Below are 13,422 nucleotides of genomic sequence, written 5' to 3'. Positions count from 1 at the left end.
CGCAGATGTCGGATGTCGTAAGATTGGGGCGAGAGGCCGCCTGGACGCTCGCCCATGGCGCTTGCCGGAGGGCGGGTGCCAGTGAAGCGATGGCAAGATCGCTCGCCGATGCCATCGTCGCTGCCGAATGGGTCGGGCGCCCCTCGGTGGGCCTTGCGCATCTGCGCGATTATCTGGCCGGCTTTACCTCGGGGCGTATCGCCACCAATGTGGAGCCGGAGCTCGACGATCCGGCCTTGGCCATCATCCGCTCGGACGCAAAGGGCGGCATTGCCCAGCTCGGTTTCGACCGGGCCTTCCAGGAATTATGCAGCCGGGCCGGCCGTTACGGACTGGCGGTCTTCGCCCAGCGCAACAGCTATACCACCGGCGAACTGGGCTATTATGTCCGCCGCCTGGCCGAACAGGGATTGGTCGCCATCGCCGCTTCGAATGGCCCGGCCCTGATGGCGGCCGCATTGGGAAGCGAGGCGGTCTACTGTACCAATCCGCTGGCTTTCGCGGCGCCTGTTGCAGGCGAGCCCCCCTTGGTGATCGACCAGGCTTCCAGCGCCACCGCCTTCGTCAATGTCCGGAAGGCTGCAGAGAAGGGCGAGACCATTCCGGAAGGCTGGGCGATCGACGCACAGGGGCAGCCAACCACCGATGCGCGCGAGGCCGTCAAGGGAGCGCTCCTGGCTTTCGGCGGCGCGCGGGGAGGCAATATCGCGCTGATGGTGGAGGTCCTGGCAGCCGGCATCAGCGGGGCGAACTGGTCGCTCGATGCTCCCCGTTTCATGACCGGAGAGAAGAGCCCGGGTACGGGCCTGTTCGTCCTCGCCCTCAAGCCCGATCTCCTGGAGCCGGACTTTGCCGACCGCCTGAAAAAGCAGTTGGAAAGGCTGTCCGGCAAGGGCGTGCACATTCCCGGCCGCGGGCGGGCAGGAGAGGCCATCGACGTTCCCAAGGCGGTGATAGAGGCGCTGGAACGGCACGGGCGCTGACATGTTCCGCCATCTCGGTTCCTCCCCGCAATGACACCAATGGCATTGATGCTTGACCGATCAAGCACCGTCCTTGCGAGCGCAGTGAAGCAATCCAGTGCTGGAAATCGTAGCGGCCGTGGCGCCTGGATTGCTTCACTGCGCTCGCAAGGACGCGCGGGTCAACGTCGCGGCCGTTGGCATGACACGGCTGCTAAATCGGTCATGACGGCGCGGCGGTGGCTTGGCGATATCGAAGCCAGAGGCTTCGCGCGGTTATCGCCCATAGCCCAGGCGATCCAGTGCGCCTTGCAGAATGAAGGATGCCGCCATCTTGTCGACGACTTCTGCCCGCCTGCGACGCGAAGCGTCGGCTTCGAGCAAGGTCCGGGTTACGGCGGCTGTCGACAGGCGCTCGTCCCAGAGGGCAACTGGCAGGTCGCTCAGGCGCTGCAGGTTGCGGGCGAAACTCTCCGAGGCCTGGGCGCGCGGGCCTTTGCTGCCATCCATGTTGAGGGGATAGCCGAGGACCAGGCCGCCGACCTCGTGCCGGGCGCAGAGTGAGAGCAATTGCTCGGCATCCGCGGTGAATTTGGTGCGGCGGATCGTCTCCAGGGGCGAGGCGATGGTGAGCATCACGTCGGATAGTGCCAGGCCGATCGTCTTGGTGCCGAGATCGAGGCCGAGCAGGCGCTGGTTGGCGGGCAGGTTTTCGGCGAGGTCGAAGAGATCAACAATCAAGGGAATATCCCTGGGAGTGCGGACGTCCTCGTCCGCTCTTCCCATCCATTGAATGTCACGTTCCTGGATGCGGACGAGGACGTCCGCACTCCAGGGAAGGGCACCTCATCGTGGAACCCTGCGAGAATCCCGATAGCATTTTGCGCCGCTTGGGCGTTATGGTTTTCTGATCCAAGCACCAACCTCATTGTTCAAGGAATTGTCCAAATGCGTATTACCTGGCTCGGCCACGCCGCTTTCCGGGTCGAATTCGACGGCAAGGCCGTGTTGTTCGACCCCTTCCTGAGCGGGAATCCCTCTTTCAAGGGAGATCGCGCCGCCGTCAGTGCCGGCATCAGCCATATATTGCTCACCCATGGCCATGCCGATCATGTCGGCGACACGATCGAGCTGGCGCGGGAAACGGGTGCGACAGTGGTCTCCAACGCCGATCTCGTGACCTTCCTGGCGGGCAAGGGGGTCGAGAAGGTCGAGCCGATGAACACCGGCGGCACGGTCGATCTCGCTGGATTCAGCGTCACGATGGTAAGAGCCGATCATTCGGCCAGCCTGATCGACAATGGCGTCAGCATTGCCGTGGGCAACGCCAATGGCCTGATTCTCAAGGCGCCGGGCCAGCCGACCCTCTATCATCTCGGCGATACCGACATCTTCTCCGACATGGCCCTGATCGCCGAATTACATCAGCCCAAGATCGGCCTGGTACCGATCGGAGACCGCTACACGATGGGACCGCAGACCGCGGCACTGGCGGTGAAGCGCTATCTCGATCTCGATGTCGCCATTCCTTGCCATTATGCGACCTTCCCCGGCCTGGTGAGCAATGCCGACACCTTCGCCGCAGGGCTTGCCGGCACCAAGACGAGGGTGCTTGCTCCCAGATCCGGCGAGAGCGTGGAAGTCGGGTGAGGATGCTCGGGTGAGAATGCTTGGAGGGCGCAGGCAGCCTGCCTGCGCCCTCTGTCCAAAGCGGTGGCTGTTTGTGCCGCGGCCTCAGCGATACCGGCAGTAGCGCTTGCTGTAATCGGCAGCGTTGACGTCCCCGAGGCTGGAGCCCTTCTGCCAGAGATCGCAGGCCTTGTTGCGGTTTCTCGGTACGCCCGTGCCGTCATAGGTCATGATGGCGAGGCCGACATAGCCTTGTGAATCGCCGGCCGCGATGGCCTGGTTGTAGTAGTCGATCGCCTTCGGGTAGTTGCGGCGGCCACCGACGCCGAGGCGGTAATAGTCGCCCAGGCCGGACAGGGCGAACATGACTTTCTCGTCCACTGCCCTCTCCATCAGCGCCAATGCCGCGGCAGGATCCTTCTTGACGCCGCGCTGGGTTTTCATCAGGCCGGTCGCTACGTTGTAGATCGCCCGTTTGTGCCCTTTTTCCATCGCTGCCTTGTAAGCCACCATGGCTTCCTTGTAGTTCCCAGCCTTGTCATAGCTGCGGCCAAGCTGGAAGAACTCCCTCGGTGGCGCGTCGGCAAGCTGCGTCGCCTTGAGGCAAGCGGTGATGGCCGCCGAGGTGTCGAGCTTGTCGAAGGTGACACCGGGCAGGTTGGCCGGCTTCTGCTCGTCCATCGCATGCGCCGCCGCACGATCACAGGCCTCGATATCCGGCGATGACACCGTATCCTGCGCAGTCTGGGCGGGCGGCGGCGGGGTTGCCGGTTCCGTTGCCGGCGGCGGCGTAGCCCGGTCCTGTGCCGTTGTTTCCGTCGCCGGCGTGGCTGGTGCGGCAGCCTTGCCGAGGGCCTTCAACTTGATTTCGGCCAGGGGCTTGTAGACGCCCTTGAAGGTACCGTTGGCCACCTGGTCGAGATAGGCTTGGAACATGGCAGGATCGGTACTGTTCTGCACCGACTGCCAGAAGATGTCCTCGGCCGACTGGCTCGCCTGGGCAAGCAGCAGGGGACGGGCGGGATCCGCCAGCCCCGGCGCGCTCCACGACAGCGCCAGCGCCGTGGCGAACAGCGAACCTGCCAGCAGTTTCATCGACATCCGTACTCTCCGCTCATTTCTAACCGTCCGATGGCGCTGCCCATGCCTGTCGCTCAGCCCGGTGGACATTTGGCATTGAGATTGCCGGCTGCGTCGGCATCCCCGGCCGACGCACCCTGCCTGAAGAGGTCGCAAGCCTTGCCGACATCCTTGGTCACGCCCTGGCCCTTGAGGTAGAGCAGGCCAAGCCCGGAATAGGCCGTCGGCTCCTTGGCCTTGACCCCGAGTTCGTAGATCGCGGCGGCCTTGCGATAGTCGCGGCTGGCGCCGAGGCCGCTGGCATACATCCAGGCGATTCGACTGATGGCCGGCGCATAGTTTCCATCGATCGCCTTGTAGTAGAGGCTGAGGGCCTTGATGGCATCCTTGGGAACACCGCGGCCGGCCAGATAGCGCCCGGCAAGCTCGTACAGAGCGATGCCGTGACCGAGCGAGGCGGCCTTCTGGAGCTGGGCCAGTGCCAGGGCATCCTGTCCGTTCTGTCCATAGGCGACAGCAAGCTGATAATAGACGCGGCGTGGCGATCCAGGCACTGCAGCGGCTTTGCTGCACGCGGCAATGGCCGCCGAGGCGCCGTCGGCCGACAGCCTTGCTCCGGTAATTGCGGCCGGTTTGTCGGGGTCGCGCGCATCGGCAGCTACTGCGTCGCAGGCAGTCACCATCGCGTCGGCGGGCGCATTGCCAGGCGTGGGCGGCGGCGACAAGGCGGCCTGCTCGGTTGCCGGAGGCGCGGAAGGAACCGGTTTCGGGGCCGGCTGCTGCGCCGCTTTGGGCTGCAGTGCGGCAAGCTTGATCTGGGCGAGCACCTTGTAGGTGCCCGTGAACGTGCCGGCGCCCACCTGGTCGAGATAGGCCTGGAACATGGCGGGATCGGAGCTGCTCTGGATCGATTGCCAGAACAGATTTTCCGACTGGCTGTTGCCTCCGGAGAGCGGGTCGGGCGTGACGACAGGCGGCTGGGCGCTCGCACGCGCCGCAGGCAGGTCGCCCGTAAGCGTGACCCGGCCGACGATCCCGTCATAATAGGCCGGCACCTGCTCCCGCCCGGCACTGCGGGCAAGGGCACGCACTTTCTCCTGGGTCTCCTTGGCCATGTCGATCAGCGTCAGATCTTGCCGCTCCAGCAGCGGCAGGAAGGAGCGTACGAAGACGGAGGTCTTTTCCGAGTCGGCCGCCGAAAGGCGATCCAGCGCCTCCTGCTTGCTGCCGGCCGAGAACATGATGAAGACGCCGCCATCCGCTTCCATGCGAGCAAGGCCCCGGGTCGCGGGCAGGGCGCGCGTGCCGCCCTGGGCGAACGGATTGTTGCGGCAGGCATCGAGAATCGCCACCACCTGCCGTGCGCCCTTGGAACGGAAGCGCTCGATGATGTCGGCGGCGTTGAAGGATTCGTCCTTGATGAGACCGGCCTCGCCCTCTTTCGCCGTGGGGACGTCGACGGGCAACAGCCAGTTCTGACCGTCGATTTCGACGCCATGGCCGGAGTAGTGGAAGAGAACGGTGTCGCCCGGGCTGATCGCCCCCTCCACCGTGGCCATGGCCCGGCTGATCTGGCGCTTGGTGCCGTTCTCCACGAGCGTGACCGTAAAGCCCGCCCGCTGCAGGGCGTCCCGCATCGCCTGAGCATCGTTGACGGCCGTCTGCAGCGGCGGCACTTCCTGATAGGCGTTGTTGCCCACGATCAGGGCGAGCAGCTTGGCGGAGGCCGGCGTCATGCCGCTCCCGAAAGCCAGGAGCGCGAGCAGGAGCAGGACACAGCGTGCTCTCATGGAGGTTCCCCAATCGCGGAGGCAGGATAGCTTGCGCAGCGCCCTCTTGCGAGAGCCATTGCGCAGGCGGCGTCAAACAAGCGTGACTCGTTCTCCTGACTTGCGGCATCATGGAGGACAAGACTGGTTGCGCCTGCAAAGCTACGCGTGATAGACCGCGCCGTTCCGTGATTTTGCGCACAATCGAGGGTTTCATGTCTGTCGATGCCGCCACGGTGAAGCGTATCGCGCGTCTTGCGCGCATTGCCGTCACCGAAGAAGACGTTCCGCATTTGCAGGGCGAGCTGAATGCCATCCTCGATTTCGTGGCCCAACTCGACGAAGTCGACGTCGACGGCATAGAGCCGATGACGTCGGTGACACCCATGGTGATGAAGAAGCGCCAGGACGTGGTGACGGACGGCAATATCGCGGAGAAGATCGTCGCAAACGCGCCGGCTTCCGAGGACAATTATTTCCTCGTTCCCAAGGTCGTCGACTGAGTTACGCCGTTTCCAGGCCCCGCGCGTTCGAGCTGCTGTATTCCTGGCTGCTCCGAATCCGGGCCGTATCCGTTCAGGACATCCTTCCGTGAGCCATATTACCGATCTCACCCTTGCTGAAATCCGCGACGGCCTGAAGGCCAAGACGTTTACCGCAACCGAGGCGGCCAAGGCCTATCTCGACGCGATGGAGAAGGCACGTGGCCTCAACGCCTATGTGCTGGAAACGCCGGAGCAGGCGCTCGCCATGGCTGCCCGGGCCGATGACAGGCTCGCCAAGGGCGAGGGCGGTCCGCTCGAGGGCGTGCCGCTCGGCGTCAAGGACCTGTTTGCCACCGAGGGCGTGCGCACCACGGCCTGCTCGCGCATCCTCGACAATTTCGTACCGCCCTACGAGTCGACGGTGACGAGCCAGCTCTGGCGTGATGGCGCGGTGATGCTCGGCAAGACCAACAATGACGAATTCGCCATGGGCTCGTCGAACGAGACCTCTGCCTTCGGCGCGGCGGTCTCGCCCTGGCTGCCGCCGGGCTGGAGCGCCGAGGAAGGCAAGCGCAAACTCGTCGAGGCACGCGCTGCCGGCAAGGCGCCGAACGGCTTCCTGGTTCCCGGCGGCTCCTCGGGCGGTTCCGCCGCTGCGGTGGCCGCGCGCCTGTGCCCCGGTGCGGCCGGTACCGATACCGGCGGCTCCATTCGCCAGCCGGCCGCCATCACCGGCATTACCGGCATCAAGCCGACCTATGGCCGGTGCTCACGTTGGGGGATTATTGCGTACGCTTCTTCGCTCGATCAGGCCGGTGCCTTCGGCCATACCGTGCGCGATTGTGCCATCATGCTCAATTCGATGGCCGGGCACGACCCCAAGGACACCACGTCCATGGATATCGCCGTACCCGACTACGAGGCGGCGATCGGCGGCAGCGTCAAGGGCAAGGTCATCGGCATTCCCAAGGAATACCGGGTGGAAGGCATGTCGGCGGAGATCGACGCGCTCTGGCAGAAGGGCATCGACTGGCTGCGTGATGCCGGCGCCGAAATTCGCGAGATCAGCCTGCCGCATACCAAATATGCCTTGCCGGCCTATTACATCGTGGCGCCAGCCGAGTGCTCCTCCAACCTGGCCCGCTATGACGGCGTGCGCTATGGCGAACGGGTTGCCGGGCGCGAGATCACCGAGCTCTACGAGAACACCCGCGCCGCCGGTTTCGGCGCCGAGGTGAAGCGCCGTATCCTGATCGGCACCTATGTGCTCTCGGCCGGCTATTACGATGCCTATTACGTCCGGGCCCAGAAGATCCGCACGCTGATCAAGCGCGATTTCGAACAGGCCTATGCCAGCGGCGTCGACGCCATCCTGACGCCGGCCACGCCGTCGCCCGCCTTCGGCATCGGCGAAAAGGGTGGGACGGATCCGGTGGAGATGTATCTCTACGACGTCTTCACGGTGACGGTGAACCTGGCCGGCCTGCCGGGTCTGTCCGTGCCGGCGGGGCTGTCCTCGGGTGGCCTGCCGCTCGGCCTCCAGCTGATCGGGCGCCCTTTCGACGAGGAAACGCTGTTCACCCTCGGCCACGCCGTCGAACAGGCCGCCGGTTCGCTCGGCCGGCCCGAGCGCTGGTGGGCCTGAGCATGAGCGGCGGCCAGAACACCGGCGAAACATCGGGCACGACCGAGACGTTGGCGGATCTGCGCCGGGAGATCGATGCCATCGATGAAAAGCTGGTGCATCTCCTGGCCAGCCGCCTCAAGGTCGTGCAACGGGTGGTCAAGGTGAAGAACCGCGACGGCCTGCCCGCCAACATCCCCGAACGCGTCGAGGAGGTGGTGGCCTCGGCCCGCAAGCAGGCCGAGGCGGAAGGATTGCCGCCCGAACTCGCCGAGCTCATCTGGCGCGACATGGTGGCCTGGATCATCGATTACGAGAACCGGCACCTGACCACGGATAAACGAGGCTGACATCAGCCCGCTCAAACATTGAATTCTACTTTGAACCGGAGCCTAGATATGAACGCCACGGTTGATCCCAAGAAGCTGATCAAGGGCGCCACGGGCGATTGGGAAGTGGTTGTCGGCATGGAAATCCATGCCCAGGTCACCTCCGAGGCCAAGCTCTTTTCCGGAGCTTCCACCAAGTTTGGCGGCGAGCCCAACTCCCATGTCTCGCTGGTCGATGCCGCCATGCCCGGCATGCTGCCCGTGATCAACGAGGAGTGCGTGCGCCAGGCGATCCGCACCGGCCTCGGCCTTCGGGCACAGGTCAATCTGAAGTCGGTGTTCGACCGCAAGAATTACTTCTATCCGGACCTGCCGCAGGGCTATCAGATCTCGCAGTACAAGCAGCCGATCATCGGCGAGGGCACCGTCATCGTCGAGGTGCCGGAGACTGGTGAGACGCTGAATGTGGGCATCGAGCGCCTGCATCTGGAGCAGGATGCCGGCAAGTCCATGCATGTGGGCGACGTATCGCTGGTCGATCTCAACCGCTCGGGCGTCGCCCTGATGGAGATCGTCTCCAAGCCGGACCTGCGCTCGGCCGACGAGGCGCGCGCCTATGTCACCAAGCTGCGCACCATCCTGCGGTATCTCGGCACCTGCGATGGCGACATGGACAAGGGCAATCTGCGTGCCGATGTCAACGTCTCCGTGCGCAAGCCCGGTGATCCCCTGGGTACGCGTTGCGAGATCAAGAACGTCAACTCGATCCGCTTCATCGGCCAGGCCGTCGACGTCGAGGCTCGCCGCCAGATCGGTATTCTTGAGGATGGTGGCTCGATCGACCAGGAGACCCGCCTCTACGATCCCAACAAGGGCGAGACGCGGTCCATGCGCTCGAAGGAAGAGGCGCATGATTATCGCTATTTCCCCGATCCGGACCTGCTGCCGCTCGAATTCGACCAGGCCTATGTCGATGATCTCGCCGGCCATCTGCCGGAGCTGCCCGATCCCAAGAAGGCCCGCTTCATCAACCAGTATAGCCTGTCGGCCTATGATGCCGGCGTGCTGACGGCCGAGCGCGAATCCGCCGACTTCTTCGAAGCGGTCGCGACGGGGCGCGACGGCAAGATTGCTGCGAATTGGGTGATCAACGAATTGTTCGGCCGGCTGAACAAGGAAGGGCTCGACATCACCGCCTCGCCCGTTTCCGCCGCGCAACTCGGTTCGATCGTCGATCTCATCGGCGAGAACGTCATCTCGGGCAAGATCGCCAAGGATCTGTTCGAGATCGTCTGGACCGAAGGCGGCGATCCGCGCGCAGTCGTCGAGGCCCGCGGCATGAAGCAGGTCACCGATACCGGGGCGATCGAGGCCGCCATCGATGCGGTGATCGCGGCCAATCCCGATAAGGTCGAGCAGGTCAAGGCCAAGCCGACCATGCTCGGCTGGTTCGTCGGCCAGGTGATGAAGCAGAGCGGCGGCAAGGCCAACCCGCAGGCCGTGAACGATATCCTCAAGGCCAAGCTCGGACTTTGAGGAAGAGGTAGCGGTGTGCCGATCTCGCTTCATGGTTCGATGGAGCGGAGAAGACGGCATATCGTGCCTGATTCGACTCAGGCGGTCTTCTCGCCATCCCAATAGTTCCTGGTCGCCGACATGTCGAAAACCCCCGGTTCCACGCGGAGGGCGTCGACGGCCATCTTGTTGGAGTCGGGATAGACGCAGACCTCGTTCGGATTGCGCTCGCCGATCATCAGATACCGACAGGGACCCGTGCCGCTATTGACGAAGGAATGGCCGATCTTCCGCCCGGCGGGAAAACAGACATAGTCGCCGGGTTTCATGGGGAGGCGCTCCTCGCCGAGGATGAGCGTCAGCTCTCCTTCGAGGACCAGTGCATGCTCTTCTTCCAGCATGTGGTAATGGGTCGGGCAGAGCCGCATGCCCGGAGCCGGGGACTCGATCAGCACGCCGACGCGATAGGCCCTGCCGGCCACCGCGTGGGTCAAATGCTTGGAAGAACCGCCAAATTGCGGGCCGGCGCCATCGCCGTTCCAGGGGATGTCGTCCGCCGAGATGGGGAGGAGAGGCTTGGCCGGCTGAGACAGCGTGGCGATGACGTCGGGCCTGGGAAAAGCAGGATTGTCGAGGCCGGTCACTTCGCCATCCCAGTAGCTGCGGGCCGCCGCGAGGTCGAAGATGGCATCCCGTCCCAGGGCTCGCACCAGCACCTTGTTCGAGTCGGTGTAGACGACGACCTCATTGGGGTTGCGCTCGCCGATGATCACGTAGCGGGCCGTTGCTGTGCCGGTGTTGAGGAGGCAATGCCCGGCCCTTTGTCCGGCGGGAAAGCAGATATAGTCGCCCGCCTTCATCACATGCGTCTCGACGCCGACCCGCGCGGTGAGTTCTCCGTCGAGGACGAAGACGTGCTCTTCCTCGAAAATATGAAAATGTGCGGGCGAACTCTGCCTGCCGGGCTCGAGCTCCTCGATGGCGACGCCGACATGATAGGGCTCACCCATGGCAGCCAAGGTGAGATGACGATAGCGTACGCCGAAACGAGGCACGTCGGACCATTCCGTCCAAGCCACGTCATGCGACGAAATCGGGCGTACCGCAGGCTCGTTGTCTGCCGTCATCGCTCGATACCCTTTCGTGCTTCCGGCCGAGCAAGACTTCCCGGCGAGGTGAAAAGGCGCGCCGGCATCGGGGACGGCGCGCCTGCCATGTTTACTGGCGGTTCCAGGTGACGGACCGACAAATCAGTCCGCCAAGCACGCAGCCGGCGGTGGTGAGGCGGTTGCCCGAAAGGGTCATGGTGCCGGTATAGGTCTTGCCGTCCTCAGGATTGAAGGCCTTGCCTTTCCATTTATCGTCGCCCGACGGCGCCATGTCGTAGAAAACGCGCTTGCCGACATTGTCTTGATGCTTGGGATCCTTGACCCAAGTGACGGAGCCGCACAGAGCTTCGCCGCAGGGAGCGATCTTCACCTTCGATTCGCCGTTCTCCCGCAGCCAGGTCCCGGAGGCATCGCCGGCGTGGGCGGCGCCTACCAACAAAGTACTTGAGACAGCGGCTATAACAACTTGTGATAGCTTGATCTTCATCGATTTTACTCCAGGGCGTGGCTGTAAGAGGCAGCATGAGGTGCCCTTGCGCAACCGCATCATTTGCCAAACGCGGGCAATGTGCAAATCGGAGTATCGGAAGTGGCGGTGCGATGAATCTGCCCTGCGCTGCCCGTTTTGCAGGCATGCTTGTTTAGGAGGCGAATTCCGCTTGCTGCCGTCCATGTGACTGGCTAGATTGTGAGCATAGAGGAGCCCTGCATTCATGGTAGGCAAGGAAATCACGGCCACGATCGAATCTGCGCCGCCAAAACGGCTGCGGATCGGGACGGTCGAGTTGGCAAATCCGGTGGTCCTGGCGCCGATGTCGGGCGTGACCGATGCCGTGCTGCGCGGCATCGCGCAGCGCCAGGGCGCAGGTCTGGTGATTTCCGAGATGGTGGCGAGCGATCGCCTCGCTACCGGTGACGAGGAGGCTCGCTTGCGAGCCGAAGCGCCCGGCGGCGGACCGCATGTCGTGCAGCTCGCCGGTTGCGAGGCGTACTGGATGGGCGAGGCAGCCCGCGTGGCGGTCGATGCCGGCGCCGATGTCATCGACATCAATATGGGTTGTCCGGCCAAGCGCGTCACTGGTGGCTGGTCCGGTTCGGCCTTGATGCGTGACCTCGATCATGCGCTCACCCTGATCGAGGCGACTGTGTCGGCCGTGAAGGTTCCGGTGACGGTGAAGATGCGCCTGGGCTGGGATCAGGCCAGCCTCAATGCACCTGAGCTCGCCCGCCGGGCTGAGCAGGCGGGCGCCGCCATGATCACCGTGCATGGGCGCACGCGCATGCAATTCTACAAGGGCACCGCCGATTGGCGGGCCATCCGGGCCGTAAAGCAGGCCGTCGGTATTCCGGTCGTCGCCAATGGCGATTGCCGGAGCCTTAGCGATGCCCTCGCCATGCTGCAGCAATCGGGCTGTGATGCCGTGATGGTGGGCCGGGCTGCCCAGGGACGGCCATGGCTGCCGGGGCATATCGCCCGCGAGCTCGCTGCAGGCGAAGTTCTACCCGTGCCTGATGCGCCGGCGCAGCGCGATCTGACGCTCGAGCACTTTCATGGCCTGCTCGATCTCTACGGGCCGGCGCATGGGATCCGCCATGCCCGCAAGCATCTGGCTTCCGCCATGGAGGCGGCTCAGGATTATTTCGGTGGCGGCAATGCCGAACTGCGCCAGTCGGTTCTGACGGGCGACAAGCCCGGCGAGGTGGCGGCCGCCTTCACCGCCTATTTCGCCAGCCTCGACCGGGTGGCCGCATGACAGCCCTGCCGCGCCACATGCCCAATCACGAAGCTGTGCTGAATGCTTTGCCGCACGCCATTCTCTCGGTGGATGCGCAGGGCAGGGTACTCGATGCCAACATGGCCGCCGAGGCCTTCTTCGACGTCAGCGCGCCAATGATGCGGCGTAATTTGATCAAGGACCTGCTGCCTTTCGGTTCGCCGCTGCTGGCCCTGATCGACCAGGTCCGCGAGCGCAATGCGCCCGTGAACGAATATCGCGTCGATCTCGGCTCGCCCCGGCTCGGCGGAGAGCGGCATGTCGACATCCAGGTTGCGCCGATGCAGGACCAGTCCGGCGGCGTGGTGATCATGCTGCAGGAACGCACCATCGCCGACAAGATGGACCGCCAGCTCACCCATCGGGGCGCCGCCCGTTCGGTGACGGCGCTGGCAGCCATGCTGGCCCATGAGATCAAGAACCCGCTCTCCGGCATTCGCGGCGCAGCCCAGCTCCTGGAGCAGTCGGTCGAGGACGCCGATCGCGAGCTGACGCAGTTGATCTGCGAGGAGGCCGATCGCATCGTCAAGCTGGTCGACCGCATGGAGGTGTTCTCGGACGAGCGTCCGGTGGCGCGCAGCCCGGTGAACATCCATGTCGTGCTGGAGCATGTGAAGAAGCTGGCCCAGTCCGGCTTTGCCCGCAAGATCAAATTCATCGAGGACTACGATCCCTCGCTGCCTCCTGTGCATGCCAACAAGGACCAACTCGTCCAGGTCGTGCTCAACCTGGTCAAGAATGCCGCCGAGGCCATTGACGGCGAGGCGGATGGCGAGATCACCATGACCACCGGCTTCAAGCCGGGCGTGCGCCTTTCGGTACCGGGATCGTCCTCGCGGGTCAGCCTGCCCATCGAAGTGTGCATCAAGGATAGCGGGCCGGGCGTGGCGCCGGATCTCCTGCCCTATCTGTTCGATCCCTTCGTCACCACCAAGACCAGCGGTACCGGGCTGGGACTGGCCCTCGTCGCCAAGATCGTCGGCGATCACGGGGGGATCGTCGAATGCGAAAGCCAGAACAAGCGTACGGTCTTTCGCATCCTTCTCCCCATGTATCGTTCCGATTCCGAAGCAAAGCGCCTTCAGCCGTGAACGCTTGTTTGTTCTTTCTCTTTGGTTCGACGCGTCTTTGCGATTTGAACTGAA

13 protein-coding genes are annotated in these 13,422 nt (G+C 64.0%); 8 read left to right on the top strand and 5 right to left on the bottom strand.

The window, feature by feature from the left end; translation table 11 throughout:
* Positions 1–5: 5 nt before the first annotated feature.
* Positions 6–983: an Ldh family oxidoreductase gene (locus tag U1R88_RS04245; protein ID WP_322430109.1), complete on the top strand. Its 978-nt coding sequence runs from the start codon at positions 6–8 to the stop codon at positions 981–983.
* A 255-nt stretch (positions 984–1,238) separates the two neighbouring features.
* Here the strand turns inward: U1R88_RS04245 and ruvX are convergent, their stop codons facing one another.
* Positions 1,239–1,703, bottom strand: coding sequence for a Holliday junction resolvase RuvX (gene ruvX / locus U1R88_RS04240; RefSeq protein WP_245315004.1), 465 nt, complete (start codon positions 1,701–1,703; stop codon positions 1,239–1,241).
* Between the two features lie 207 nt (positions 1,704–1,910).
* Between ruvX and U1R88_RS04235 the strand changes: the two genes are divergently transcribed.
* On the top strand, positions 1,911–2,612 hold the full coding sequence (locus U1R88_RS04235; RefSeq protein ID WP_322430108.1) for a metal-dependent hydrolase: 702 nt from the start codon (positions 1,911–1,913) through the stop codon (positions 2,610–2,612).
* Positions 2,613–2,696: 84 nt separating this feature from the next.
* On the opposite strand, the gene U1R88_RS04230 is transcribed toward U1R88_RS04235, so the two are convergent.
* Together U1R88_RS04230 and U1R88_RS04225 are read right to left on the bottom strand one after the other, a co-directional pair.
* Positions 2,697–3,692: a tetratricopeptide repeat protein gene (locus U1R88_RS04230; RefSeq protein ID WP_322430107.1), complete on the bottom strand. Its 996-nt coding sequence runs from the start codon at positions 3,690–3,692 to the stop codon at positions 2,697–2,699.
* A gap of 53 nt (positions 3,693–3,745) precedes the next feature.
* On the bottom strand, positions 3,746–5,461 hold the full coding sequence (locus U1R88_RS04225) for a caspase family protein (RefSeq protein WP_322430106.1): 1,716 nt from the start codon (positions 5,459–5,461) through the stop codon (positions 3,746–3,748).
* A 194-nt stretch (positions 5,462–5,655) separates the two neighbouring features.
* On the opposite strand from U1R88_RS04225, the gene gatC reads away from it, so the two are divergent.
* The 4 genes from gatC to gatB all read left to right on the top strand — a co-directional run bounded on the left by gatC (position 5,656) and on the right by gatB (position 9,414).
* On the top strand, positions 5,656–5,943 hold the full coding sequence (gene gatC / locus U1R88_RS04220; protein ID WP_068297110.1) for an Asp-tRNA(Asn)/Glu-tRNA(Gln) amidotransferase subunit GatC: 288 nt from the start codon (positions 5,656–5,658) through the stop codon (positions 5,941–5,943).
* Between the two features lie 88 nt (positions 5,944–6,031).
* Positions 6,032–7,570: an Asp-tRNA(Asn)/Glu-tRNA(Gln) amidotransferase subunit GatA gene (gene gatA / locus U1R88_RS04215; protein ID WP_322430105.1), complete on the top strand. Its 1,539-nt coding sequence runs from the start codon at positions 6,032–6,034 to the stop codon at positions 7,568–7,570.
* 2 nt (positions 7,571–7,572) lie between these two features.
* Positions 7,573–7,899, top strand: coding sequence for a chorismate mutase (locus tag U1R88_RS04210; RefSeq protein WP_068297204.1), 327 nt, complete (start codon positions 7,573–7,575; stop codon positions 7,897–7,899).
* Positions 7,900–7,947: 48 nt separating this feature from the next.
* Positions 7,948–9,414: an Asp-tRNA(Asn)/Glu-tRNA(Gln) amidotransferase subunit GatB gene (gene gatB / locus U1R88_RS04205; RefSeq protein WP_322430104.1), complete on the top strand. Its 1,467-nt coding sequence runs from the start codon at positions 7,948–7,950 to the stop codon at positions 9,412–9,414.
* Between the two features lie 77 nt (positions 9,415–9,491).
* On the opposite strand, the gene U1R88_RS04200 is transcribed toward gatB, so the two are convergent.
* Both U1R88_RS04200 and U1R88_RS04195 read right to left on the bottom strand, forming a co-directional pair.
* Entirely contained in the window at positions 9,492–10,520 is a 1,029-nt protein-coding gene (locus U1R88_RS04200; RefSeq protein WP_322430103.1) for a cupin domain-containing protein, read from the bottom strand.
* Positions 10,521–10,611: 91 nt separating this feature from the next.
* Positions 10,612–10,989, bottom strand: a complete 378-nt coding sequence (locus U1R88_RS04195; protein ID WP_322430102.1) for a DUF2147 domain-containing protein — start codon at positions 10,987–10,989, stop codon at positions 10,612–10,614.
* A 226-nt stretch (positions 10,990–11,215) separates the two neighbouring features.
* Between U1R88_RS04195 and dusB the strand changes: the two genes are divergently transcribed.
* Both dusB and U1R88_RS04185 read left to right on the top strand, forming a co-directional pair.
* A complete protein-coding gene (gene dusB, locus U1R88_RS04190) occupies positions 11,216–12,256 on the top strand; it encodes a tRNA dihydrouridine synthase DusB (RefSeq protein ID WP_322430101.1) in 1,041 nt (346 codons plus the stop codon).
* Positions 12,253–13,368, top strand: a complete 1,116-nt coding sequence (locus U1R88_RS04185) for a two-component system sensor histidine kinase NtrB (RefSeq protein ID WP_068297124.1) — start codon at positions 12,253–12,255, stop codon at positions 13,366–13,368. The genes dusB and U1R88_RS04185 overlap by 4 nt, the downstream gene beginning before the upstream one ends.
* Positions 13,369–13,422 lie beyond the last annotated feature (54 nt).

Source organism: Labrys sedimenti, from assembly GCF_034424805.1.
Taxonomy (GTDB): domain Bacteria; phylum Pseudomonadota; class Alphaproteobacteria; order Rhizobiales; family Labraceae; genus Labrys; species Labrys sedimenti.
The sequence above is the reverse complement of the archived record's forward strand: the minus strand, read 5'-3'. Positions and strand labels throughout refer to the sequence as shown.